General features: G+C 38.7%; 24 protein-coding genes and 1 pseudogene. 8 read left to right on the top strand and 17 right to left on the bottom strand.

Annotated features, from left to right (window positions below; translation table 11 throughout):
• Nucleotides 1-6: 6 nt before the first annotated feature.
• Together clpB and GD441_RS06410 are read right to left on the bottom strand one after the other, a co-directional pair.
• Nucleotides 7-2,607 (bottom strand): ATP-dependent chaperone ClpB, encoded by a 2,601-nt coding sequence (clpB, locus tag GD441_RS06415; RefSeq protein WP_153124901.1) that lies wholly within the window; start codon nt 2,605-2,607, stop codon nt 7-9.
• A 181-nt stretch (nt 2,608-2,788) separates the two neighbouring features.
• Complete coding sequence (locus tag GD441_RS06410; RefSeq protein WP_153124899.1) at nt 2,789-2,968, bottom strand: YjzC family protein; 180 nt, start codon at nt 2,966-2,968, stop codon at nt 2,789-2,791.
• Nucleotides 2,969-3,117: 149 nt separating this feature from the next.
• Between GD441_RS06410 and GD441_RS06405 the strand changes: the two genes are divergently transcribed.
• Nucleotides 3,118-3,306, top strand: coding sequence for a hypothetical protein (locus tag GD441_RS06405; RefSeq protein ID WP_153124897.1), 189 nt, complete (start codon nt 3,118-3,120; stop codon nt 3,304-3,306).
• Between the two features lie 3 nt (nt 3,307-3,309).
• On the opposite strand, the gene argF is transcribed toward GD441_RS06405, so the two are convergent.
• The 7 genes from argF to argC all read right to left on the bottom strand — a co-directional run bounded on the left by argF (nt 3,310) and on the right by argC (nt 12,759).
• A complete protein-coding gene (argF, locus tag GD441_RS06400) occupies nt 3,310-4,263 on the bottom strand; it encodes an ornithine carbamoyltransferase (RefSeq protein ID WP_153125029.1) in 954 nt (317 codons plus the stop codon).
• Between the two features lie 2 nt (nt 4,264-4,265).
• On the bottom strand, nt 4,266-7,391 hold the full coding sequence (locus GD441_RS06395) for a carbamoyl phosphate synthase large subunit (RefSeq protein WP_153124895.1): 3,126 nt from the start codon (nt 7,389-7,391) through the stop codon (nt 4,266-4,268).
• Nucleotides 7,384-8,463: a carbamoyl phosphate synthase small subunit gene (locus tag GD441_RS06390; protein WP_153124893.1), complete on the bottom strand. Its 1,080-nt coding sequence runs from the start codon at nt 8,461-8,463 to the stop codon at nt 7,384-7,386. The genes GD441_RS06395 and GD441_RS06390 overlap by 8 nt, the downstream gene beginning before the upstream one ends.
• Before the next feature lie 68 nt (nt 8,464-8,531).
• A complete protein-coding gene (locus GD441_RS06385) occupies nt 8,532-9,695 on the bottom strand; it encodes an acetylornithine transaminase (RefSeq protein ID WP_153124891.1) in 1,164 nt (387 codons plus the stop codon).
• Nucleotides 9,692-10,465: an acetylglutamate kinase gene (gene argB, locus GD441_RS06380; protein ID WP_153124889.1), complete on the bottom strand. Its 774-nt coding sequence runs from the start codon at nt 10,463-10,465 to the stop codon at nt 9,692-9,694. Before argB ends, GD441_RS06385 begins: the two co-directional genes overlap by 4 nt.
• 11 nt (nt 10,466-10,476) lie before the next feature.
• On the bottom strand, nt 10,477-11,709 hold the full coding sequence (gene argJ / locus GD441_RS06375) for a bifunctional ornithine acetyltransferase/N-acetylglutamate synthase (protein WP_153124887.1): 1,233 nt from the start codon (nt 11,707-11,709) through the stop codon (nt 10,477-10,479).
• A 15-nt stretch (nt 11,710-11,724) separates the two neighbouring features.
• On the bottom strand, nt 11,725-12,759 hold the full coding sequence (gene argC / locus GD441_RS06370; protein ID WP_153124885.1) for an N-acetyl-gamma-glutamyl-phosphate reductase: 1,035 nt from the start codon (nt 12,757-12,759) through the stop codon (nt 11,725-11,727).
• Between the two features lie 250 nt (nt 12,760-13,009).
• Here argC and GD441_RS06365 point away from each other — a divergent pair, with 250 nt between their 5' ends.
• Nucleotides 13,010-13,705, top strand: a complete 696-nt coding sequence (locus tag GD441_RS06365) for a Crp/Fnr family transcriptional regulator (protein ID WP_153124883.1) — start codon at nt 13,010-13,012, stop codon at nt 13,703-13,705.
• Between the two features lie 254 nt (nt 13,706-13,959).
• On the opposite strand, the pseudogene GD441_RS06360 reads toward GD441_RS06365, so the two are convergent.
• The 5 genes and pseudogenes from GD441_RS06360 to GD441_RS06340 form a co-directional block, all read right to left on the bottom strand.
• Nucleotides 13,960-14,079 (bottom strand): annotated as a pseudogene (locus GD441_RS06360) (YwiC-like family protein); the annotation flags it as partial.
• Between the two features lie 115 nt (nt 14,080-14,194).
• Nucleotides 14,195-14,647, bottom strand: a complete 453-nt coding sequence (locus GD441_RS06355) for a respiratory nitrate reductase subunit gamma (protein WP_153124878.1) — start codon at nt 14,645-14,647, stop codon at nt 14,195-14,197.
• A gap of 1,460 nt (nt 14,648-16,107) precedes the next feature.
• Complete coding sequence (gene moaA, locus GD441_RS06350) at nt 16,108-17,124, bottom strand: GTP 3',8-cyclase MoaA (protein WP_153124876.1); 1,017 nt, start codon at nt 17,122-17,124, stop codon at nt 16,108-16,110.
• Between the two features lie 263 nt (nt 17,125-17,387).
• The gene (locus GD441_RS06345) at nt 17,388-17,696 is read right to left on the bottom strand and encodes a metal-sulfur cluster assembly factor (RefSeq protein ID WP_153124874.1); all 309 of its coding nucleotides are present in this window, start codon (nt 17,694-17,696) and stop codon (nt 17,388-17,390) included.
• Between the two features lie 51 nt (nt 17,697-17,747).
• Nucleotides 17,748-18,515 carry a prolyl oligopeptidase family serine peptidase gene (locus tag GD441_RS06340; RefSeq protein WP_153124872.1) on the bottom strand — a complete coding sequence of 256 codons (768 nt, stop codon included), beginning with the start codon at nt 18,513-18,515 and terminating at the stop codon, nt 17,748-17,750.
• Nucleotides 18,516-18,663: 148 nt separating this feature from the next.
• On the opposite strand from GD441_RS06340, the gene GD441_RS06335 reads away from it, so the two are divergent.
• The 3 genes from GD441_RS06335 (at nt 18,664) to GD441_RS06330 (ending at nt 19,962) form a co-directional block, all read left to right on the top strand.
• Nucleotides 18,664-19,476 (top strand): Cof-type HAD-IIB family hydrolase, encoded by an 813-nt coding sequence (locus tag GD441_RS06335; RefSeq protein WP_153124869.1) that lies wholly within the window; start codon nt 18,664-18,666, stop codon nt 19,474-19,476.
• Between the two features lie 150 nt (nt 19,477-19,626).
• Nucleotides 19,627-19,782, top strand: coding sequence for a hypothetical protein (locus GD441_RS16980; RefSeq protein ID WP_191992114.1), 156 nt, complete (start codon nt 19,627-19,629; stop codon nt 19,780-19,782).
• Nucleotides 19,783-19,962 (top strand): DUF3813 domain-containing protein, encoded by a 180-nt coding sequence (locus GD441_RS06330; RefSeq protein ID WP_153124867.1) that lies wholly within the window; start codon nt 19,783-19,785, stop codon nt 19,960-19,962.
• 115 nt (nt 19,963-20,077) lie between these two features.
• Here GD441_RS06330 and GD441_RS06325 read toward each other — a convergent pair whose 3' ends face one another.
• A complete protein-coding gene (locus tag GD441_RS06325; RefSeq protein ID WP_153124865.1) occupies nt 20,078-20,920 on the bottom strand; it encodes a YitT family protein in 843 nt (280 codons plus the stop codon).
• A 169-nt stretch (nt 20,921-21,089) separates the two neighbouring features.
• Between GD441_RS06325 and GD441_RS06320 the strand changes: the two genes are divergently transcribed.
• From GD441_RS06320 to GD441_RS06310, 3 genes are all read left to right on the top strand, one after another.
• Nucleotides 21,090-21,950 carry a DegV family protein gene (locus GD441_RS06320; RefSeq protein WP_153124863.1) on the top strand — a complete coding sequence of 287 codons (861 nt, stop codon included), beginning with the start codon at nt 21,090-21,092 and terminating at the stop codon, nt 21,948-21,950.
• 79 nt (nt 21,951-22,029) lie between these two features.
• Entirely contained in the window at nt 22,030-22,161 is a 132-nt protein-coding gene (locus tag GD441_RS06315; protein WP_153124861.1) for a DUF3941 domain-containing protein, read from the top strand.
• Between the two features lie 107 nt (nt 22,162-22,268).
• Nucleotides 22,269-22,760: a YajQ family cyclic di-GMP-binding protein gene (locus tag GD441_RS06310; protein WP_153124859.1), complete on the top strand. Its 492-nt coding sequence runs from the start codon at nt 22,269-22,271 to the stop codon at nt 22,758-22,760.
• Between the two features lie 306 nt (nt 22,761-23,066).
• On the opposite strand, the gene GD441_RS06305 is transcribed toward GD441_RS06310, so the two are convergent.
• Entirely contained in the window at nt 23,067-24,731 is a 1,665-nt protein-coding gene (locus GD441_RS06305; protein ID WP_153124857.1) for a glycoside hydrolase family 13 protein, read from the bottom strand.
• An 83-nt stretch (nt 24,732-24,814) separates the two neighbouring features.
• Nucleotides 24,815-26,350 (bottom strand): alpha-amylase family glycosyl hydrolase, encoded by a 1,536-nt coding sequence (locus GD441_RS06300; RefSeq protein ID WP_153124854.1) that lies wholly within the window; start codon nt 26,348-26,350, stop codon nt 24,815-24,817.
• Nucleotides 26,351-26,505 lie beyond the last annotated feature (155 nt).

Genomic DNA, 26,505 nt, shown 5'->3' with positions numbered 1-26,505 from the left:
GGCGAGTTATTTTTGTATGATTTTCAATTGGTTGTCAATCAGCTCAATTCTTACCTTTGAGTTTTCTTCGATCTCACCAGCAATGAGCTTTTTCGCTAGGTCTGTCTCGATGTATTTTTGGATATATCTCTTTAAAGGGCGAGCTCCATAAATTGGGTCATAGGCAGAACGAGCGATAAACTCCTTCGCTTCTTTGGACATTTCAATCGTAATACCACGCTCGGCAAGACGCTTTTGAAGTTCGTTCATCAATTTTTGTACGATGCTTCCGACCTCGTTGATTGTTAGTGGTTTGAACAATACGATATCATCGATTCTGTTCAACAGCTCAGGGCGGAAGTGCATGCGCAATTCCTTCATGACTGCATCCTTGCTTTCTTCCTTAATCTGTCCTTCATCATCTCTTCCTTCTAGCAAATGATGAGAACCAATATTAGACGTCATAATGATGACACAATTTTTAAAGCTCACGGTTTTTCCATGAGAATCAGTAATTCTTCCATCATCTAAAATTTGCAGTAAAATGTTAAATACATCATGATGCGCTTTTTCAATTTCATCCAGAAGGATAACGGAATATGGATTTCTTCTAACCGCTTCTGTCAGTTGCCCTCCCTCTTCATAGCCGACATATCCAGGAGGAGCACCAATCAAACGGGAAACCGCATGTTTTTCCATATATTCCGACATATCAATTCGTATGAGATGATCTTCGCTGTCAAACAATGCTTCTGCCAGCGCTTTTACAAGCTCTGTCTTTCCAACACCTGTCGGACCAAGGAAAATAAATGATCCGATTGGTCGGCGTGGATCCTTGATTCCAGCTCTTGCTCTTAAAACAGAGTTTGCGACAAGTTCGACTGCTTCATCTTGACCGACAACCCGCTCATGAAGAATGCTTTCTAGTCTCAGAAGCTTCTCTCTTTCCCCTTCCACAAGCTTCGTTACTGGAATACCAGTCCATCTAGAAACTATGGCTGCAATTTCTTCCTCTGTCACTTCTTCTCTTAAAAGCTTTGATTCTTGTTTAGTAGCGGCCATTTCCTCTTCCAAGGCTTTTAATTCTTTTTCAGCCTGAGGAATCCTACCGTGCCGCAATTCTGCTGCTTTGTTTAAATCGTATTCATTTTCAGCCTTTTCAAGCTCTCTTTTTAAGCTTTCAATCAGCTCTCTTTTTTCCTGAATCTTTTGAAGACCTGATTTTTCAAGCTCCCACTTCGCTTTCATAGCATTTGCTTCTTCTCTTACATCTGCAAGCTCTTTTTGAAGAGCTTCTAATCGTTTTTTGCTTTGCTCATCCGTTTCTTTTTTCAAGGCTGCCTCTTCAATTTCAAGCTGCATAACTTTTCTTGTAATCTCATCAAGCTCTGTTGGCATAGAATCGATTTCCGTCCGAATCATTGCACAAGCCTCATCAACAAGATCAATGGCTTTATCCGGCAAAAATCTTTCCGTTATATATCTGTTGGATAAAACAGAAGCCGCAACAAGTGCCCGATCGTGGATTTTCACGCCATGGTGCACCTCAAAGCGTTCTTTTAATCCACGTAAAATCGAAATGGTATCTTCTACGTCTGGTTCTTTTACCAGTACTTGTTGAAATCTTCTTTCTAAAGCGGGATCCTTTTCAATATACTGTCGATATTCATCTAATGTTGTAGCTCCAATGCAGTGCAGCTCACCCCTTGCAAGCATAGGCTTAAGCATATTTCCAGCGTCAAGCGCTCCATCTGTTCTACCAGCACCGACAATGGTGTGAAGTTCATCAATGAACAGTATGATTTTCCCTTCACTCTTTTTAATTTCATTGAGGACGGCCTTTAATCTTTCTTCAAATTCTCCTCGAAATTTTGCTCCGGCAATCAGCGCGCTCATATCTAAGGCAAAGATCGTTTTGTCTTTTAACCCTTCCGGAACATCCTTTCGTACAATTCGTTGCGCCAAGCCTTCGACAATTGCCGTTTTACCAACACCTGGCTCTCCAATTAATACCGGGTTGTTTTTTGTTTTTCTTGAGAGAATTCGAATCACGTTTCGAATTTCAGTATCTCTTCCGATGACCGGGTCGATTTTTCCCGATTTCACTTCTGCAACAAGGTCTCTTCCATATTTTTTTAATGCTTCATATGTGCTTTCTGGATTCTGACTTGTCACTTTTTGATTCCCCCTTATTTGCATAATCGCTTTTCTAGCGGCTTCTAGAGAAAGATTATATTTTTGAACAATTGGTTTTAGATCATAGTCTGGATTTTTCAGGCTTGCTACTATTAAATGTTCTGTCGATAAAAATTCATCATCAAGTGCTTTTGCTTCCTTCCAAGCCTCGTCTATCATTCCATGGAGAGAGGTTGATATATATATTTGTGGCTCACCTTGTCCAACAGAAACTTGTGGAAGCTTTTGAATTGCTACGGTTAGCTCATGCTTGATTGAATGGATATCCACTTCAAGCTCTTCTAATACTCTTTGAAATAAACTTTCGTCATCATGAAGTAAGGCATGCCAAATATGGACAGGCTTCAGTTCTTGCTGTCCGTTATTCCTAACATTTTCTTGAGCACGGAGGAATGCTTGCTGAACCTTTTCCGTCATTTTTTGAAAATCCATGTTCATCAACCTCCTATGTGTAGATTTGACCTTTTTTGACCTTTACCTACTATTATACAAATCTTATCTTACAAGTAAAGAATTTCAATTTTGCATTGCATTCAATCTCCAGCAAAAACAAAGCTGTCACAAAAGGTCGTTGACTAGCGACACGATTGTGACAGCTTTTCCATAACAATGATCAAGGCTTTCTTTGATATGTCCAATGACGATCATCATTTGAAGTCTCTGGAAATGGATCGCCTGCTTTCAGTCTGATCTTTTTCGGATTTTTTACCATGCTGCCCGTCTCACCAACTTCTACGTAAAAACCGTTATTGGGAGCCTTTTGACCGGATTTAAAACGATGGCTCTGACCCATATTGATTTTCCTCCTTTTACTGAATTCAACCATATGATTCCCCGAAATAATGAATTTCATTGACAAAAAAGTTCTTTTGGATTGAATCCTTACTAAACGGTTAATATATTTCGAGGATGTGGCGAATTATTCAAAAAACGGGTTGAATCATGTCAAATATATCGGTCGTCAGGCAAATTTATCGGTCATCAGGCAATTATATCGGTCGTCAGGCAAAATTATCGGTCATCAGATTAAATATATCGGTCGTCAGGCAATTATATCGGTCATCAGAAGCAATAGAGAACAAAAAAATACCCGCTCTTTCTAAAAAGATTATGAGAGTCGGGTATTTGTGAAAATTATCCCATTAAATCCACTAGTAATGCTTTTTGGGCATGCAGTCTGTTTCCTGCTTGGTGAAACACAACTGAATTGGGTCCATCAATGATTTCAGCTGTTACCTCTTCCTCTCGATGAGCAGGCAAGCAGTGCATGAATATATAATCTTTTTTAGCATGCTTTACTAGGGCTGAATTGATTTGATAAGACTTAAAGGACTCTAAGCGAATACTGTTTTCTGCCTCCTGTCCCATACTTGTCCAAACATCAGAATAAATAACGTCTGCTTCGTTCACTGCTTCAATCGGATCGTTTGTAATGATGACAGTTCCGTTCTGCTTATTTGCTTCCTCTTTTGCCAACTGAACAACATGAGCTTTCGGTTCATAGCCTTTCGGACATGCTAGGGAGAAATGCATACCGGTTTTTGCTGCTGCCAGCATTAAAGAATGGGCGACATTATTTCCATCGCCTATATAAGCGATTTTCAACCCTTGCAGCTTTCCTTTGACTTCTTGAATGGTTAGTAAATCTGCCATTGCTTGGCACGGATGGTACATGTCCGTCAAACCGTTAATAACCGGAATAGAAGCAAATTTCGCAAGCTCTTCTACCTTTTCGTGTTCAAACGTACGAATCATGATTCCGTCGATATATTCTGAGAGCACCTGAGCCGTGTCACTGATCGTTTCGCCTCTTCCAATCTGCAGCTCCTTGCCACTTAAGAACAATGCATGACCACCTAGCTGCAGCATCCCAACTTCAAATGAAACACGTGTACGAGTAGAAGCTTTTTCAAAAATCATGCCCAATGTTTTCCCCTTTAAGGGAGTATAGGAATCCCCTAATTGCATTTTAGTCTTGATTTTCTTAGCCAGCTCTAAAAGTGCGAGGATTTTTTCACTAGACACATTCGCCAATGTCAAAAAATCCTTTTGCTCCAAAATTTTACCTTTCGATGATGTATTGACCATCGTCATGAATGAATCACATCCCCTTTTTGTTTTTTCAGCCAATCCTGCATGGATGTTACCGTCCACTCCATACATTCCTTAGAACTTAAGAAGGCTGAAAATGTCTCTTCTTCTGTAAAGGTTAATAATCTATATTTAGCAGCTAAAATCCGTAAGCTTTTTTCCTGTTGGGAATACGATACAATCCCTAAAGCGCGGCCGCTTTTAATCCACTCTTCAAAGTCAATGTTTGAAACCAGCTTAATGCCAACCTTCTCTGCTTTCTTGACGGTTTCATCTGATAAAAAGATAGAGGATGACAAGAAAATCTCATTCTCTTTCCTTCTAAAGCCTCTCTCATAATAGTGATACGTTTTGTAAAGCGCTTCATTTTTATTGTTTCCTATGGCAATTCCTTCACCTGTCGATTTCATTTCCGGACCTATTTTCGAATCCAAACCGCTAAGGGCAAAGGTTGAAAATACAGGAAATTTCACGACAGTATAAGGAAGATCCTCGCTAAGCACTGTCCCGATAGCTAATTTCGACAAATTATATTTCCCAAGCAATATTTTTGTCGCAATTTGCACAAGTGGTGTTCCAGTTACTTTGCTGATAATAGGAACGGTCCGGCTTGCTCTTGGATTAACCTCCAAAACATATACCTCTTCGCCGTCAATGACGTATTGAATGTTCATCAGCCCTTGGTATTGAAGTGCTTTTACAATTCTTTCCGCATAGTCCACAATTTTTTTCTTTACGTTATTGGAAAGAGTTTGTGCAGGAAGATAGGCCATGCTGTCTCCTGAATGGACCCCAGCCTTCTCAATATGCTCAGCAATCGTAGGAATCAAAATGTTCCTGCCATCCGTCACCAGGTCAATTTCTACTTCTTTTCCTGGCAGGTATTGATCAATTAATAGCGGAAAGGCCATTTCAATGGTAGATTGGAGTCTTTCTTCTAGCTCAGCTTGACTATAGAAAATTTCCATTCCTCGCCCACCAATTACATAGGATGGACGAACTAGCAGTGGAAAACCTATTTCTTTTGTTAATGCAAGAAGCTCTTCTTCTGTTTCGGCTATTGAACCTGGTACATGGGGGATTTTTTCATTACGTAACAGCTGATAAAAACGATCACGATCCTCTAGCTGATCGAGCACATCAAAAGAAGTACCGAGTAATGTCACACCATATTCCTCTAAATCTTTTGCCAGATTAATGGCCGTCTGACCGCCGAATTGAACGATGACATCCGTTATGGATTCTGCTTCAATCACGTTTAACACATACTCGAGCTTAAGAGGTTCGAAATACAGCTTATCTGCTGTTGCAAAATCTGTGCTGACCGTTTCTGGATTATTGTTAATCATGATGGTTTCGATTCCTTCTTGTTGAAGAGCATATACTCCATGTACTGAGCAGTAATCAAATTCAATGCCTTGACCAATTCTAATTGGCCCGCTGCCTATAATTAGCACTTTCTGCTTATCGGATGACCTTTGTTCATTCTCTCCAAAATAAGTAGAATAAAAATAGCTTGTATGCGACTCAAACTCTGCTGCGCAAGTATCGACTGTTTTATAAGCTGCGGCGATTCCCATGTCTTTTCTTTTTTGACGGACTTCCCTTTCAGTCACATTCCATTTTGCAGCCAAGTATTCATCAGAAAAGCCCTTTTCCTTAAGATATGCCATTGTCATTTTGTCTACTGTTTGAAGAGTGACTGTCTCAACCAACCTTTCCAAACTCACAAGCTTTTGGAAAGAGTTTAAATAAAAGAGATCCATTTTGATCTCTTTATGGATATCATGAATCGAAACATTTCTTCTGATCAGCTCTAAAATGACAAAAAATCTTTCATCATTGCTTTCTCTCATGATATCCCATAACTCTTCTGTTGCTTTGTCTTTTAATGCTGGAAGGACCAGCCCTTCTGTTTTCAGCTCAAGAGAGGAAACAGCCTTCCAGAGCGAGCTTTCTAAATTGCGATCTATGGCCATTACTTCTCCTGTCGCTTTCATTTGAGTCCCTAGCTTGCGATGCGCCTGAGGGAACTTATCGAATGGCCATCTTGGAAATTTCACAACTACATAATCTAATGCCGGTTCAAAGCTAGCATATGTGCTTTTTGTTACTGGATTGATCAATTCGTCCAATGTATACCCAACGGATAGCTTTGCAGCGATTCTTGCAATTGGATATCCCGTTGCTTTTGAAGCAAGCGCGGAAGATCTACTAACCCTTGGATTTACTTCAATTAAATAATATTGTTTACTATTCGGATCTAGAGCAAACTGAATATTGCAGCCCCCAATAATGCCTAATGCTGAAATAATTTTTATGGAGGCAGCTCTTAGCATTTGGTATTCGTCATCTGTCAATGTTTGGGAAGGAGCGACAACAATGGAATCTCCGGTGTGGATGCCCACAGGATCAATGTTTTCCATGTTGCAGACTGTAATGCAGGTTCCCATTTGATCCCGCATAACTTCATATTCAATCTCTTTAAAACCGGCAATACTTTTTTCAATCAAGCATTGGGTAATCGGACTTTCCTGTAAGCCTCCGCGGACGAGCTCCTTAAACTCCTCCATGCAGCTTGCAATTCCACCACCAGTTCCTCCTAATGTGTAAGCTGGTCGAACAATAATGGGGAAGCCTATTTTTGCAGCGAAATCTTCTGCTTCCTGTAGTGAGTGAATAATTTTACTTTCTGGAACTGGTTCATGAATCTCAAACATTAGCTTTCTAAAAAGCTCGCGATCCTCCCCTTTTTTTATGGACTCAATCGGTGTACCCAATAGTTTGACACCGAATTGGTCTAAAATTCCCGATTCATGGAGATCATACGCTAGGTTTAAACCGGTTTGACCTCCCAAAGTTGCTAAAAGCCCATCAGGCTGTTCTTTTTCTATGATTTTTTTTATGGAATCTAAAGTTAGTGGTTCAAAATATACAACGTCCGCATTCAAGTCATCTGTCATAATGGTGGCTGGGTTGTTGTTTACAAGTATGACCTTATAGCCTTCCTCTTTAAGAGCAAGACAGGCCTGTGTTCCTGCGTAATCAAATTCTGCTGCCTGGCCGATCACAATTGGTCCAGACCCGATGACCAAAATGGTTTGTATACTAGAATCTTTAGGCATACACTTTTTCTCTCCTGATTTTGTAATGTACCATCTGTAGAAATTCTTCAAATAAACCTGCCGATTCAGCCGGACCCGGATTCGCTTCGGGATGATACTGGGCAGTAATAATCGGAAGGCTTTCATGTGCCATTCCTTCAACCGATCCATCATTAATGTTCCGGAATCTTACGTACAAGCCTGTTCCTTTCAAGCTTGGTTCGTTTACAACATAGCTATGGTTTTGAGAAGTCATAAATACTTTTTTCCTGATCAAATCCATAACTGGCTGGTTTGCACCACGGTGACCAAATAATAATTTTTCTGTATTTCCTCCAAATGTAAGAGCTACTAATTGGTGACCTAGACAAATGGCCATTGTCGGAAAGCTACTGATAATACTTTTAATCGAATTCAAATATGGTGTAAGTTCTTTCGGATCTCCTGGTCCATTTGAAAGAAGTACGCCATCTGGTTGAAGAGAAGCCACTTTCTCAGCACTCGTGTTAAACGGCACAACCGTAACCTTGCATTCTCTTTCTAGCAGTGAATCTAAAATTGATTTTTTATAACCAAAATCCATTAATACAATGTGTATGTCTCCCGAACCATAAGAACATATTTCTTTTGAAGACACCTCTTGAACAGCCTTGCCTGTTCGATCAACAAATTCTTCCTTTAAATGCGGAGTATTTGTCAAACAGGAGGGCATCGATCCATTTGAGCGGATCCTTTTAACAAGTGCTCGCGTATCCACATGTCCTAACATTGGAATGTTCCATTTTTCCAAATACTCTTTTAAGGAAGATTTTGCATTATAATGGGAAAACTCCATACTCCCCTCATAAACAATAACTCCTGCAACATGGGGCTGTTCACTTTCAAAATCTATATCATTAATGCCATAATTGCCGATTAGCGGATAGGTGAATACAATAATTTGATTTTTATAGGAAGGGTCTGTCAAAACTTCTTGATACCCTGTCATTCCTGTATAAAAAACAACTTCTCCAAAAACATCCTGATCAGGCTTAGATGTAATCCATTCACCTTCAAAAACCTCACCGTTGCTTAGATGTAGAAAACCTTGCATGCTGTCACCTCACATTATGAATATTTATTTAAACTAAAGTATTTTTATTCATTTATACCACAAAATATTCAGCTTGTTAAAGCTGTTTTTTCAAAATGTATGAGAATTTCGCAAATTTTGCTAATCGCACAATCCATTTCTTCCCTTGTTACCGTAAGAGGAGGCAACAGTCTTAATACATTTGGTCCGGCAACTAAAGTGAGTAAACCTTCCTTTTGAAGAGCTTCTAAATAAGGTGCAGCTTGTTCCGTCAACTCGATTCCTATCATTAAGCCCAATCCACGCACTTCTTTTATTGTGCTCTGCCCTTTTAATCTATTTTGCAGTTCAGACTTCATATACTCTCCCTTATCTATTACGCCTTCTAAAAAATCTTTGCTTGTAACGATGGAAAGAACAGCCTTTGCCGCAGCTAAGCTGACTGGGTTTCCACCAAATGTAGAGCCATGACTTCCAGGACCGAATACTTCCTTCCATTCTTTCCTTCCAAGCATCGCTCCAATTGGAAGTCCATTTCCAAGTCCTTTTGCTACAGTAATAATATCCGGTTTTATTTGAAAATGCTGAAAAGCAAAAGTCTTACCTGTCCTGCCAATTCCGGTTTGAATTTCATCAACAATCAAGAGTGCTCCAAATTTCTTTGCTACAGATTGTACGGCCTGTAAAAATTCCTCAGTTGCTGGATGAACTCCACCTTCTCCCTGTACGATTTCAATCATGATGGCTGCAGTCTCTTCATCTACGTTTTTATATAAATCTTCAACATGATTAAAAGCACAATAAGAGAAGGACTCAAGCATTTTCCCATAGCCATTTCTGACTTTTTCTTGCCCTGTTGCGGCCATCGTAGCAAAGGTCCGTCCATGAAAGGATTGAAGACACGTAACGATTTTTGACCTGCCCGTTGCCTTTCTTGCTAGTTTGATTGCTGCTTCGTTTGCTTCAGCACCGCTGTTTGCAAAGAAAACATAATCAAGTCCACTTGCATCGCATAACAGCTTTGCCACTTCCTCTTGGATCGATTGAGGAAATAAATTAGAAATATGCCAATATTTATTGAGCTGTTCGATTACAGCTTCTTCTATCTTCTGGTGGCGGTGTCCTAGATTTAGAACCCCAATTCCAGAGGTGAAATCTAAATATTTTTTGTTCTCTGTGGAAGTCATCCAAGCGCCTTTTGCCTCAAGAGGCTGTATACTCCATCTTTGATACGTCGGAAAAAGATTGCTCATAACTTGATTTTCTCTCCCTTACAAAACGTAGTCCCAATCATTGTGCCGTTTTTGAAAAAATAATCCTTCCCACTTACGATCATGACATTTTTAATTCCTGTTTGAAGGACCGATAATGCCGTTTTGACCTTTGGAATCATCCCTCCAGAAATAACCTGCGATTCCATAAGAGTTTTCGCTTCATCTTCGTTTAGCACTGGAATTAAATCTTTTCCATTTAGCACGCCCTTAACATCCGTAACGAATATGCATGATTGAGCCTTCATTGCTTTGGCCACTGCTCCGGCCGCCATATCAGCATTCACATTAACCTTTTGGCCATTCTCTGTAACAGCCAGCGGGGTTAACACTGGTGATAGATTCTTTTCAAGCAATGAACGTAAAAGCTCTGTATTTACATTTGAAATTTGACCGACTAATCCCCATTTTTCTTCATTTATTAACTCAGCTTCTAAAAGCTTAACATCTGTACCATTTAAGCCAATGGCAGAGATTCCGTTTTGCTCTAGCATTTCAACTAGCAAACGGTTCGTCTTTCCCGATAAAACCATTTCAACAATCTCAAATACTTCAGGTGTTGTTTTTCTTAAGCCTTCATTGAATTCTACAGGAATTTCAAATGTATCGAGCATGGAATTGATATCTGGTCCTCCCCCATGAACAAATACCATTTTGTAGCCTGATGCCTTCAGGTCTTTCAAGCTTTGAAAAAACTCTCGGCTTACATCATGTATGGTACTTCCCCCAAGCTTGATCACCAATAGATTCATAAAATCTCCCCTTATGTTCGGTAGCTTGCATTAATTTTCACATAGTCATAAGTCAAATCACATCCCCATGCAGTACCGGACTCGTTTCCTTCAAATAATTGGACATTTATTACCACTGTATGTCCTTTTAAATATTCTGCAGCTTCTTCTTCCGAAAATGTCACAGGTTCACTGTTTTTCAATACGTTAATGTCTCCAAAATAAATGTCCACCTGGTGAGGATTAAACTCTACTCCACTTCTTCCCATTGCACCGATAATTCTGCCCCAGTTAGCATCTGCACCATAAACTGCACTTTTCACCAAATTAGATCCGACAATTGTTTTTGCGATGATTTGTGCATCCTTTTTACTTGATGCACCAGTTACATTCACTTCAATTAGTTTCGTAGCTCCCTCTCCATCCTTGGCAATCATCTTGGCCAAGTCGGTACTAACATTTTTCAATAATTCCACAAATACATCCCAATCTTCATGCTCAGGAGTTAATGATTGGTTTCCAGCTAAGCCATTGGCTAAAACAATCACCATATCATTTGTCGATGTGTCCCCATCAACTGTGATTTGGTTAAACGTGACGTCTGTTACTTCCGAAAGTGCTTTTTGTAAATATTTCGATTCAATCTTCACATCTGTCGTGATGAATCCAAGCATAGTCGCCATATTTGGATGGATCATTCCGGAACCTTTCGCTGCTCCTCCCATCGTTACTCTAGTTCCATCTATAACAGCCTCGTAAGCGACATGCTTCATTACTGTATCTGTTGTCAAAATAGCGGTTTGAAAGTCTTCAGCTGATGATGTAGTTGAGTCAGGTTCTAGCTGCCAAATCCCCGTTTTAATTTTTTCCATCTGCATATATTCACCAATTACACCTGTTGATGCAACTGCTACATAGTGTTCAGGCAAGCTAAATTTGTCAGCGCAGATGGCTCGCATTTCATAGGCATCTTTTAATCCTTGTGCACCCGTACATGCATTCGCACAAGCACTGTTTACGACAACAGCCTGAATTGTCTCTTCCTTTTGAATACTGTCCTTTGTAACGATTAGCGGAGCTGCTTGCACTAGACTTTGGGTATATACAGCAGCACAGGAAGCTGGTACCTCTGAAAATATGACTCCTAGATCCTTTTTCGAATAACGCAATCCTGCATGAACTCCCGCTGCTTTAAATCCTCGAACTGTTAAGATATTTCCATCCTCAATTTTGTTGATGTTATTTGCTGATTTTAACGTTTCCATGCTTTCCTCCCAAAATTATGGATATAAAGGAACTCCCATCAGCCCCTCAGTTTCTTCCAATCCAAATAGTAAATTTGCATTCTGAACAGCTTGGCCTGCTGCCCCTTTCATTAAATTATCGATCACTGAAACAATGGTAATTTTATTCGTTCTCTCGTTATATCCGACTCCTATATCACAATAATTCGATCCATAAACTTGCTTAGTGCAAGGGTATTGGTTGATGGGCTGAACCCTAACGAAATGTTTCTCTTCATATGATGACGTATATAGCTCATGAAGCTCTTTTGTAGTCACAGGATTTTTGGGCTTAATATAAATCGTGGCCATGATTCCTCTCGTCATCGGAACTAGATGGGTGCTGAACTCAATCGGTTCGATCCCCGCTGTCCATTCTTCCAGCTGCTGTTCAATTTCCGGTATATGCTGATGTTCATGCACCTTGTAAATCTTAAAGTTTTCATTTACCTCACTGTAGCTTGTTGCAAGGCTTGCTGACCTACCTGCACCAGACACTCCTGATTTTGCGTCAACGATAATATCGCTTCCATCACAATAACCATTTCTTATTAGTGGAGCTAAGCCTAATAATGTGGCAGTAGGATAACATCCAGGGTTTGCTATTATGGTCGCTTTTTGAATCCTTTCTTTATTCCACTCGCTTAGTCCATAAACGGCTTCCTTCAAAACAGCCTCGGGAGCCGGTTTTTTTTTGTACCATTTTTTATAAAAATCGCTGTTTTTCAGACGCAGATCACCTGATAAATCAATGACTTTAAGTCCCAGTTTCATTAATTGAGGTGCCAGTTCAGAAGATACACCACTTGGAGTTGCTAAAAAAACAACATCACATTCTTCGGCGATCTTTTCTAGATGAATTTCCTCAAACTGATGCTGAATATGCATAAGATGTGGATATTCTTCTGATACGTTTCTGCCAGCTTTTGAAGAAGTAAGTAGAGACTGAACCTTAAAATGGGGGTGATTTTGCAATAGTCTAATAAGTTCCAGCCCACTATAACCGGAAGCACCGACTATAGAAACCTTCATGTAATATTCAATCCCTTCTAATCTTTGCAATTTTTTCCTTAGTAATTAATATTTCTATTATTATATGATTGAATAAAAATAAAATCAATTGTATTTTTATAAATTCTTTCATCATTTTCTATATTGTTATATATTTACATTTACACTATAATGATAGGTAATAAAATGATTGTATGTTGACTCTTAAGCTATTTTCCTTTTAAATCAATAGTAGCGATTACAAATCGCACCTCTTAAAGGTGGTAATGTTATGCTTCAATCCATTCAATCATTTTCAACCCAATTAAAGGAAATTCTCACCTCTGTCCATCATGTTAAAAAAATTGAAAAAGGTACATATTTGTTTCAAGAAGGATCTATAGCGAAAGAATTATTCGTCCTATTAAGTGGTAAGATCCAAATCAGTAAAATCATTCCTGACGGACGAGAGTTGACTTTAAGAATTTGTTCAAAGGACGACATCGTTGGTGAAATGATTTTATTTACTGAATCTCCAAAATACATGGTGAATGCAAAGGTTATGGAAGATGGAGAGGTGGCAGTGATTCTAAAGGATGAACTTGAGGATAAATTGGCTGTGAACAGCTCTGCGGCAATGGAGTTTATGAAGTGGATGTCTGGTCAACACAGAAAAACACAAACGAAGTTTAGAGACCTTGTTTTGCACGGAAAAAAAGGAGCACTCTATTCAACCTTGATTCGTCTTTCCAATAGTTATGGAGTAGAAACTGAGTCAGGCATTACGATCAGCTTGCCCTTAACGAACCAGGAGCTGGCCAACTTTTGTGGAACCTCCCGTGAGGTTGTGAACAGAATGCTAAGCGATCTTAGAAAATTAGAAGTAGTATCGATTGATAAAGGAATCATTACCATTCACGATATCGATTATTTAAAAATGGAAATAGATTGCGAAAACTGTCCCGTTGATATTTGTAATATAGAATAAAGGTGACGCGTCTAGGATTGGCCCCTCCAATTGGATGAGCCATTCCAGACATGTCACCTTTTTTACTAGTTTTTTCCGCATGTAACGGGCAGTAATACCACCACTGTTGGAAGTTTCACTTTCTTTAGCTTTTCGCTAACCCTGATCGACTTTCTATGTCCCAAAATTATAGATTGGCTGGTAGCATGATGATAAAAAATATCACTGAATTGATGATCTCATAAATGCCGACTTTTATAAATGGCATCGGAAAACAGCCAACCAATAAAGGACAGGATGTGTATAAAAGAAAAATGGGATGCAGCGGCTCCTAGCCAAAACGGTATGAGAAGCATCGCCCATGCTCCATGCTGTTTCGGTAAAAAAATTTTCATAGTCATCACCATATAACCATTGATACTTCAATTTTATTCGAATAGGTGTGATGGTGTTGTGAAATAAATCACAAAATTCTTCAAAAAAAAAAAGACTTTTCATCTAAAAAAGTCGTTATATTTCTTCTATCCTATTCAGATTATTTTTATAGGTTTTACGTTTATATTTTAACCAGCGATGTGGTTTTAGAAAGAATCTTAAATAATGGCTAAAAGATAATACTAATAATAAGGTCATTAACAGAACAACATGAGCTTGAGAAAGGATGGAAATGCTTTTGATTATATCCATATCAGGATTTAATTGAATTAGGCTCATTACCCATAAAAAGAGTTTTTTCGGCTCACTCACCATGCTATAAAAATGAATAATGCCAGCTCCTGTAAGAAAACTCATCAAAAATAATCCTTTTATGATCCATTTTTGGAGCTTCAATTTAAGATTTTTCTTACTGCAAGCATTTCCCTCAACATGCTTTTCGTCATATTGCCATACAATCCCCATCCCCAAAATAGCAACGACTACGTAAGGATAAATGACCCAAATCATCATTTGAAGCAGATCCACCGATTCTCACCTCATTTCTCTATATGCACAAACTATAGTACCCCGTACCTAAATAGTAACAGCATGAATGTGACAAATCAGTGACATAAGTTACACATTTGACGATTTTATTAACTTTTTTTAAACATTTTAAGAACACGAAAAAATGTGAACAAAAAAGCCGCCAATGCCATATAAGTAGTTTAGTTTTGAAGTAGAATTTTACGGTTATTCGGACAGGACCAGCAAAAAATTGCCTCTGGCTGTCCGAATGACAGAACTATTCGGACAGGACCAGCAAAAAATTGCCTCTGGTTATCCGAATGACAGGACTATTCGGACAGAACCAGCAGAAAGTACCCTCTGGCTGTCCGAATGACAGGACTATTCGGACAGGACAAGCAAAAAATTGCCTCTGGTTGTCCGAATGACAGGACTATTCGGACAGGACCAGCAGAAAGTACCCTCTGGCTGTCCGAATGACAGGACTATTCGGACAGGACAAGCAAAAAATTGCCTCTGGCTGTCCGAATGACAGGACTATTCGGACAGGACCAGCAAAAAATTGCCTCTGGTTGCCTGAATGACAGGACTATTCGGACAGGACCAGCAAAAAATTGCCTCTGGTTGTCCGAATGACAGGACTATTCGGACAGGACCAGCAAAAAATTGCCTCTGGTTGTCTGAATGAAAGGACTATTCGGACAGAACCAGCAGAAAGTACCCTCTGGCTGTCCGAATGACAGGACTATTCGGACAGGACCAGCAAAAAATTGCCTCTGGTTGTCTGAATGAAAGGACTATTCGGACAGAACCAGCAGAAAATCGCTTCTGGTTGTCCGAATGACAGGACTATTCGGACAGGACCAGCAAAAAAATTGCCTCTGGCTGTCCGAATGACAGGACTATTCGGACAGGACCAGCAAAAAATTGCCTCTGGTTGTCCGAATGACAGGACTATTCGGACAGGACAAGCAGAAAATTGCCTCTGGCTGTCCGAATGACAGGACTATTCGGACAGAACCAGCAAAAAATTTCCTCTGGTTGTCCGAATGACAGGACTATTCGGACAGGACCAGCAGGATATTTCCTATGAGGGTACAAATTTGGAGGGACTTATATAAAGAATTTCATTTAAATCAGACTTTTTTCTCCTATCTGGTATCGAGATGAACATTGAAATTAACATTTAAATGGACAGAGACCCGTACATATTGACCATCAACTATTAGATATGCTTTTTTTCATGATATTTTATATGGATTTTTTAAAAATAAAAAGTCCAATTCATATGTGAATTAGACTATAAATAATGGTATAAATCTATTTTTTCTATCTTAAAACTGAACTACTTACAATGCCATAGCAGCTTTTCTTTTTGATGATTGTAATCCCGTAGCCCATCTATTTTTAAAATCGCACTTTTCAGAATTCAAAGCACTTCTCAGTCAGTCTGATTTTCCACTCAAAAGAATAAGACCTTATCCTCCAATATAGGACATCTCAATTTTTTCACGACTGTTTGAGGAGCCCATCATTCTTTCATCAGAGTAACGGTCGCTTCTATCATGCCAGATTTTCGCAATGGCCGCTTTCAATTCTTCCTCAGAAGCATCGCTTCGAACAATGGATTTAATATCATGCCCTTTTCCTGTAAATAAGCATGTATATATTTTTCCATCCGCCGATATCCTGGCTCTTGTACAGCTTGAACAAAATGATTGGGAAACGGAAGTGATAAATCCTACTTCAGTTTTTGAATCCCTATATATATACCTTTTGGCCACTTCTCCAAAATATGAGGGATCGACAGGCTCGAGTTCAAATTTCTCTTGTAAAATACGTAAAATTTCTTTCATGGAAATAACGTGATCCATTTTCCAGCCATTTGTTGTACCAACATCCATAAATTCAATGAATCTCAAATGAAGATCACGCTCTTTACAATAAACAGCCATAGGCAGAATTTGATCTTCGTTTAGCCCTTTTTTGACGACCATGTTTATTTTGATTCCAAGACCTGCTTCCTTTGCCGCTTCAATTCCTCGAAGAACACTAGCAGTACCTACTCCTCGTCCATTTATTTTTTTAAACAGTTCGTCATCCAAGCTATCTAGACTGATGTTCACTCTTTTTAAGCCGGCAGTCTTTAACTCTTTTGCATATTTAGGCAAATATACCCCGTTAGTTGTCAGTGCCACATCCTTAATACCGGAAACTTTCACGAGTTTTTCCACTAATCTAGGCAAATCCTTTCTTAAGAGCGGCTCTCCTCCTGTTAAACGGATTTTCTCGACACCAAGCTCCGCAAAAATGGTAGCTACCTTTTCTATTTCTTCATATGTCAAAAGTTCATTTCGAGGGAGAAATTGAAAATGATCATGAAAAATTTCAGCTGGCATGCAATATTGACAGCGAAAATTACAGCGATCAATGACAGAAATCCTTAAATCACGCAACGGCCTGTTCAACGCATCCTTCGTTTTGACTTGTCCCATTTGTCTTCCTCCCTCGTTGAAATGTATTACAATCATTATAACAACGAATTCATTTTTTTACAGTATTTAACTTCCAAAACAGACTATCTTTCGAACAACTCTTTGATCTGCAAATGTTTATGATAAAAAACAACCTCCATTTATAAAAAAAGAACCGATTCTTTAAAGAAATCAGTTCTTGTTATTCGATCAGCTAATCGTAATGATTTCATATTTTTCAGCTAGGTCAAGAAAATGAGGCATTCCACTTATTTTGCCGGCAATTACTGAATTCCCAGCGCAATCTTAGCATATCGGGACATTTTGTCTTTTGTCCATGGCGGATTCCACACGATATTTACTTCTGTATCTTTTACCTCAGGTAAATCACTTAAGGCTGTTTTTACTTGATCGATAATCGTTCCTGCCAATGGGCAGCCCATAGAAGTTAAGGTCATCGTTACAGTAACAATGCCTTCATCATTTATATCAACATCGTATACAAGACCTAGGTTCACAATATCTATACCGATTTCCGGATCAACAACCTGTTCTAAAGCTCCCATTATATTGTCTCTCAAATCTTGGTCCATTCCTATCACTCCTTTTCTAGCTATCATAACAAAACAATTGATATATACGCTCTATAGATGCTTTTCAAACCACTTGACCGTCTCATTAACAGCATAGAGTGTTACGACATGAACCGCTTTTTCCTCTAAATGAAAAGACAATTCTACATTAGCCATTTTATAAAGCGGTTTAAGTTTTTCATAAAAAGAATACGCATTATTGTACGGAACTGTTGGGTCTTGTTGTCCATGCCAAAACATTAGCGGGCGAACATTCCAATCAGAAAGCTTCTGTGTTGGATCATACGCCTTCAGGCCTTCGAATTCATTTTGAAGTTCTTCTTCAGTAAAAGGCAATTCTTTTACGACTTTTTGTAATTTGTTGATTTGCAGCTTGGCAAAGTCTACATACGCTGGATCTCCCATCAGTGATACTGCCGTTTTAATCCAAGGATATTTCGCAAAAGCACCAAGGGTTATAATTCCTCCCATCGAAGTACCCGCGAGACCCATTCGTTCCGAATCTACAAGTCCTTGCTTCACCATCTCATCTTTAATTGTTTCGATTTCATGAATCGTATTTTTAACTATACTCCAAAAACGTAAGGTTAATTCAAGTTCATTCAAATTTTCGCTTCTTTCCCCATGCAGCAAAGCTTCCGGCAAAATGACTCGATAGCCTTTTTCAGCCAGCATATAAGCTACATGAAGATTTCTCTCCTTGACACTTGTAAATCCATGGACAAAGATGATAAGCGGTAATTTTTCATCCCAAATGTCTTGTTTAGCTAAATGCAAAGCAGGAATTTCTTTTATCATTTCTTTTTTGACCAAAACCATCTCATACTCCCCCATTTTTATCACAATGCACCTATATTTACTATACTCTAAAAATAAACAATTGGAAAAAATTTTAACTTTCCCTTAAAATGAGTTTTACAGTTATTGTATTAAATGAAGATTCACTTCATTTAGAAAGGAATGACCTATGGCAAATACGCATTTAATTGTTTTGGATTTAGATGGTACGTTACTGAAGAATGATAAAACGATATCACGAAAGACGAAAAATGTTCTAGCTCAATTAAAAAATGATGGGCATCATATTATGATTGCAACTGGAAGGCCTTTCCGTGCTAGTGAAATATATTACCGAGAACTTAATCTAAATTCCCCGATTGTCAATTTCAATGGAGCCTTCGTGCATCATCCCTTAAATAATAGCTGGGGGGAGTATCATACTCCTCTTGATATTAAAGTGGCTAAAGAAATCGTCGATGCTTGCGAAAATTTCCACTACCATAATATTATTGCGGAAGTTCAAGATGATGTATATTTTCATTATCATGATGAAAAGCTAATTGATATTTTTAAGATGGGAAATCCAAAAGTCACTATAGGTGACTTACGGAATTTCCTTGAAACTTCACCGACAAGCATGCTTATTCATACGGATGAACAACACGTTGCAAATATCCGAAATCACTTATCTGCTGTTCATGCTGAGGTTATTGATCATAGGAGATGGGCTGACCCGTTTCATGTAATTGAAATTGTTAAGAGTGGTTTAAACAAAGCTGTCGGTATAAAGAAGGTTGCAGACTATTACGGAATACCAAAAAGACGAATTATAGCTTTCGGTGATGAAGACAATGATTTAGAAATGCTTGAGTATGCAGGTTGTGGTGTAGCAATGGGAAATGCCATCTCCACGTTGAAGAGCATCGCGAACGAAACAACTCTTTCAAATGAGGAAGACGGTATTGCCATTTTTCTTGAAGAAAGATTTAAATTAAAATGAAACTGAATGATTTTAAAGAACTAATTATAATGTGAATTGGCATCGCAATCAAACCCATAAATTACCCTTCTTGTTCCTTTTCATAATAGACATACTATGTATGACACAGTGGCTTCTGTGTTAATTGCTTAGACAACGGGGGGCATAACGATGGGAAAAAGCAATAAATCAAAACGTTTTGTAAAGCAGGGCAAGGATGTTGTCTCAAAGCATGATGAAAAAATTCCGTATCATATGACGTACGCTGAGGCAGAAGCGAAAAAGCTGAAAAGTCACGGGACGGATATGACGCTCGGAGGGTTTTAAATGGGAAATCAACTCTTCCAGCAAGCAAGAAAATTTGTTTCATTAGCCGTTCAATCAGAAGGCGATGAGCAAGCCATCGCCAAAGCAAAAAACGCCTTGTCTTCCGCTTATGCAAACAGCACTAGAGCAGAACAAGCGCAATTAAGCGAAATGCAGGCAGAACTAGATCAACTTCAGTAAAAAAGGACCTACCCAAAAGGTCACATAGAGTGACCTTTTGGTGTCGGTCTTTTTTTTTGCAAAATAAAATGATGCCTCAAAAGGTCGTTTTTTCGACCTTTTGAAGCATCCCCTTTTACTCTTTCCGAAACAATCCAAATACCCCTGCTGTTTCAACAATATTCGTAAATGCTCTTGGGTCTACTTCCTTAATGATCCGTTCTAAATCATAAAGCTCGTAGCGAGTAATGACAATCATCAGCATTTCTTTATTTTCGTTAGTGAATGCTCCTTTAGCAGGCAGAATCGTTATACCTCTTACTAGCTTCGAATGAATCGCAGCTTTCATTTCGTCGGATTTTTTTGTAATGATTAAAGCCGTCAATTTATTATGTTTCGTATGGATGGCATCGACAACCTTAGTCGCAGCATACAATGCAACTAAAGTATAAAGTGCTTTCTCCCATCCGTAAACATAGCCTGCTGTAATCACAATGGCAGCATTTAAAATAAACAAATAAATTCCTACAGGTCTGTCCTTCATTCTTGAAAGAACCATGGCAATAATATCCATACCGCCTGTAGAAGCTCCGTATCTCAATGTAATTCCTACGCCAATCGCTCCAATCACTCCTCCAAAAACTGCATTCAGTAAAATATCAGGTGATACCTTTAGTACTGGGATGACTTCCATAAAGAAAGACATAAGGAATACACTTAGAAAGCTATAAAGAGTAAACGACTTCCCTACCTTTTTCCAGGCAAGTATTGTCGCTGGTACGTTCAAAATAAATAACAGAATTCCGGTAGAGATCGTGAATGGTGTAAACAACGAAAATAAACTGGATAATAGCTGAGCAAGACCTGCAAAGCCACTGGCATATACATTAGCAGGAATTAAGAATAAGTTCATTGCTATGGCGTTCAATAGTGCACCAATCACGACGATGATGATTTTTTTCAATTCGTTCCAATACAATGTATGACCTCCTGTTTCTATTATTTTCTTAATATGTATCAAAAAGAACAAATTTAATGGCACCTCTTCATTTTTAGTATTTACAAAAAAGTTCTCTAAACTTTTCTAGCGACTGTGACAATGCTAAACTAAAAAAGAAATCATTCTAATTGATTAAGAAGGTGAATGTATGAGTGTACATATTTTGGCAGATAGTGCATGTGACTTACCTATTTCTTATTTTGATAACCATTCCGTATCTTTTATCCCTCTTAAGGTTCATTTAAATGGAAAAGAATATGAAGATGGAAAGACCATCCAGTCTAAGACTGTGTATGAGGAAATGAGGAATGGAGCAGCACCGAAAACATCCCAAGCTTCGCCTGAATATATGGAAAAGCTTTTTACAAATTTAGCAGTTGAAAAAAAGCAGGGCATCTATATCGCGTTCTCCTCTGAATTGTCAGGAACCTATCAAACCGCGGTGATGATTCGCAATCAAGTAAAAGAAAGCCATCCCGATTTAGACCTTGAAATCGTGGATTCAAAATGCGCATCTATGGGTTATGGCCTTGTGGTCATGAATGCGATAAAGCTTGCTTCAGAAGGAGCATCTAAAGAAGAAATTTTAAAGGATGTTAAGTTTCGTTGTCAACACATGGAACATTTATTTACCGTAGATAATCTTGAATACTTATCTCGAGGGGGCCGGATTTCCAAAGCATCCGCATTTGTGGGTGGACTATTGAATATTAAACCACTCTTGCATGTTGAAGAAGGAAAGCTAATTCCACTAGACAAAATCAGAGGCAAAAAAAAGCTGTTAAAACGTGTCATCGAGCTCATGCATGAACGTGGTACTGGTTTGAAAGATCAAACGATCGCCATCAGCCACGGAGATGATGAAGAAACAGCTCTTGAATGGAAGGAAGCCATTCAAGCTGAGTTCGGAACAGAACATATTGAAATTCAAATGATTGGTTCAGCAATTGGTGCCCATGCAGGTCCAGGAACAATCGCGTTGTTTTTCCTAAATAAACTTCCTGAGTAAACTTTTCTAATCCGAACTTTACATACTCCCCAGCCTTTTAAGCAAAATAATGGTTAAAAGGAAAGGAGTGCTGCAGGTAATGCCAAAGACATCGGATAATGATAAAAAAGGACAAGATAACCAAGCTCTACATCATGAAAAAAACATGATGCGCGAAAAAAACCGGAAAGCCGGCAAGTATCAATACTCAAAGAAAACCGATCATCTTTAAACCCAGAATCCCGGGCTCTCTCATACGTAGAGATTCCGGGATTTATGTTGTATTAGCATCGGCGATTGGACTATAATTAGACGAAATATTTTTTAGGAGGGGACAATATGTCAAAAGAAAGCTCATTTGATATCGTTTCAAAGGTTGACTTGTCCGAGGTCACGAATGCAATTAACATCGCTATGAAGGAGATCAAAAACCGTTTCGATTTCAAAGGGAGCAAAAGTGATATTTCTCTTGATAAAGACGAACTTGTTCTCATTTCCGATGATGAGTTTAAGCTCGATCAGCTTAAAGATGTATTGGTTTCTAAACTAATAAAAAGAGGCGTATCGACAAAAAATATCCAATACGGAAAAATTGAAGGGGCTTCTGGCGGAACAGTCCGTCAGCGCGGGAAAATGATACAAGGTATCGATAAGGAAAACGCTAAAAAAATTAACACCATCATTAAAAACAGCGGTTTAAAAGTAAAAGCCCAAATACAAGATGATCAAATTCGTGTGACCGGAAAAAGTAAAGATGATCTTCAAAAAATCATTGCAGCAATTCGCGAGGCCGATCTACCAATCGATGTTCAATTTATTAATTTCCGTTAATAAAAACGCTTGGATAAGCCAAGCGTTTTAGGTTGGAGACAAAGTATATTTCTCGCACATTCAGACTGATTGAAAACGCTTGTCAGTCGAGGAACGAACCCGTGCGAGGAGCGGAGTTACCCTAAATGGTAATGAGCACCGGAGGAGGGTTCGTGACGAAGAATGCGAGCGTTTGTCAACAGTCTGAAACGCTTGGATAAGCCAAGCGTTTTTTACTTTACTATTTAGATCTTAGAGGTTATAGGACAGCTTTTTCTCTTTATCCTGCATTAATGGGCAGTAATCCACCACTTATGGAAATTCACTTTATTGGAATAAATATACTCTTGTTTCATAAGGATTAAGCTTGAGTGGATCCGTTAAAGCTTCTGTAGCATCATTGTAATTCTTTAATAGAAGCTTACCTTTTTTACTTTTAAATTCCGGCAAGCTGATCGTAGAAGCATCGATCGTAAAATTACAGATGATAAGGGCTATTTTGCCTTTCAAGCTTCTCGTATAGGCGTAAACCGTCGAATGATCCTCTAACAGCAGCTCATAATCCCCGTATACAAATACTTCATGTTGTTTTCTTAATTCAATCATTTTTTTATAAAAAGAGTAAATAGAATCCGGATCGTTCAGTTGTTTTTCAACATTGATCTCTTTGTAATTCGGATTAATTTTCATCCATGGAGTTCCAGTTGTAAATCCAGCGTTCTTTTCAGCATTCCATTGCATGGGAGTGCGCGAATTGTCACGGCCGCTCTTCCAGATAATCTCCATAATTTCTTCATGAGATCTGCCTTTTGCTGTTTCTATTCGATAATAATTTTTCATACTAACATCATCATAATCATCAATGGATGGAAACTGGACATTCGTCATACCAATTTCCTGTCCCTGATAAATAAATGGTGTACCTTGCATAAGGAAATAACATGCTCCAAGCATTTTAGCGCTTTCCTTCCAATACAAATCATCATTTCCCCATGTCGAAACACTTCTTGGCTGATCGTGGTTCTCAAAGAATAAGGCGTTCCAGCCCTTTTCATGTAAGCCCTTTTGCCAACTTGTTAATGTTTCCTTCAAGGCCAAGACATCTACTCCATTATTGGCACCTTTTTGCCATAAGCCAAGGTGCTCGAATTGGAAGATCATATTGAATTTTCCGTTCTCTTCTCCCACCCATTCATCCGCTTGATCGACCTTAACACCGTTAGCCTCACCGACCGTCATAATGTCATATTTATCAAAGGTTTCTTCTTTTAGTTCCTTTAAGTATTCATGAATTCCCTCTTGATTTGTGTGCATGTCAAAAGCAGGTACGTAGTCAAGCTTTTTAGGATTCGGCATATCTGGAAGACCTTCGCGCTTTTTAATGTGGCTGATTGCATCCACCCGAAAGCCGTCAATTCCTTTATTAAGCCACCAATTCACCATATCATATAACGCTTTGCGTACATTTCCGTTTTCCCAATTTAAATCTGGCTGCTTTACCGCAAACAAATGCATGTAATATTGGTCTGTTTTTTCATCATATTCCCAAGCACTGCCCGAGAAAATACTTTCCCAATTATTAGGTTCTTTTCCGTCTTTTCCATCCCTCCAAATGTACCAATCTCTTTTTGGATTGTCTTTGGAAGAACGTGATTCAATAAACCAAGGATGCTCATCACTCGTATGATTAATCACTAAATCAAGAATAACCTTCATTCCACGTTTATGAATTTCTTCAAGAAGAAGATCAAAGTCCTCCATTGTCCCAAACTCATCCATAATATCTTGATAATCACTAATATCATAGCCATTATCAGCATTCGGGGACTTAAAAAACGGGCAGATCCAAATGACATCTATTCCTAATTCCTTCAGATAGTCAAGTTTAGAAATGATTCCTTTTAAATCGCCGATTCCATCTCCATTACTGTCCATAAAGCTACGTGGATAGATTTGATAGCAAACGGCTTCCTTCCACCATATTTTCTTCATATGCAAAGCCTCCCTATTTTAAAGCGAACTCAATGTAACCATACATTACGATATTGATAGGAATTAAGAGGTCTTTTAGAAAATTACTCGGACTTTCTTTTGGATCGTTTCCACACAACTACAATGAAAGCGATGAAAGCGGCATATACTGATCCCATAGCCAACAAATAGGAGGTATTAATTCCCGTTTTTTCGGCTAATGCATATATCTCGGCCTTTTCACGATCTATGATGAGGGTGTATTTTCCATCCTGCTCACGGACCAAGTCTCCTTCAAGGAGCCCTCGCAATTCTTTTCCCGGCTCTATTTTTTCACTATCAATGGTTATATTTTGGGATTTTGATGTATTATTAATGGCTACAATGATTGTTTCCTCTTTATAAGTCCTTTTAAAAACAGCCAGTCCACCATCTTTATGTAGCAATTCAAAATCACCACGGGTTAAAGCAGGAAGTTCTTGACGAAGCTCGCCAAGCTTGGTTACATAATCAATAATTTCTTTATCCGCTTTAAATCCCATCAGTCTTCGATTATCTGGTTCTTCACCGCCAGCTAATGCAATTTCAGAACCATAATAAACGATTGGTATTCCTGGTACCGTGTATAAATAAGTCAATGCCATTTTCCAGCGTGTTCCTGGGTTTTGCTTGTACTGAATAATATCTTGGGTAAATCTAGGCATATCATGGTGATCCAAAAATGTCCCTAGCAATTCCGGTCGGTTATCATTCGTTTTATTTTTATCGATGGAAGCGAATAGTTCCCCAAAACTTTGATCTGGCCTAGCGAATGCTGTGCGAAGAAGCTTGTTTTGAGAGTAATCCAAAAATCCGTCAATGCCACTATCCTGATAGGAAGCAACGGCTCTTAAATCGTGATCTTTTACGTCACCTAACAAATAAAAATCTTTCTTGACTGACTTTACTTCCTTTGAAAAATCACTCCAAAAATCTTTCGGGACATGCATGACAGCATCTAGTCTATAACCATCAACGTCTGTTTCTTTCATCCACCATTTTGCAGCATCAAGTAAATACTTACGTGTTTCTGGATTATCTTGATTCAAGTCTGGTAAGCCAAAAAGCCAGTTGTTTTCTAATTCCTTATGATTGTCCCAATTTACAATGGGCTTCTTCTCATGGAACCAATCTTTTTTCTCCGGATCATGAACCCATGGATGATTCGGTCCGACATGATTCACGACGAAATCCAGTATGACCTTCATATCACGTTTGTGTGCCTCTTTTACTAGAGTTTTGAATTCGTCAAGCGTTCCAAAATGCTCTTCCGTATTATAAAAATCAGACACCCAATATCCATGATAGCCCCTTTCTTCATTGTCAAAGACCGGTGTCAGCATAATAGCGGTAAAACCCATACCCTTAATATAATCAAGCTTATCCATGATCCCTTTAAAATCTCCGCCGTTATATGCTTTCGGATCATTTACATTTACCTTGAAATCATTCTTGGTACTTCCATTATGAAAACGATCCACCATAATAAAATAAATGCTTTCATCCTGCCATTTGCGTCCTTCTTTTTCTACAGCTCCTGCTGGTAGAGCGTAAAAAAGAAGAAACGGAATCAACATGAGCGCTCGTAATTTCTTTCTCATCTTCCGCTCCCCCTTCATTTCCTTTTACGCCTTTAAGATTATCCTTTTGTACCACCAACAGTCAAACCAAAAACGAAATATTATGAAAAGATTACAAACAGTTTAGCAAACTTTTATAATTTTATACATGAAGCACCTGTACATGTTGTACAAGT

This window comes from Peribacillus tepidiphilus, assembly GCF_009466385.1.
GTDB classification, from domain to species: Bacteria; Bacillota; Bacilli; order Bacillales; family DSM-1321; genus Bacillus_BN; species Bacillus_BN tepidiphilus.
This window is presented reverse-complemented; position numbering and strand designations above follow the sequence as displayed.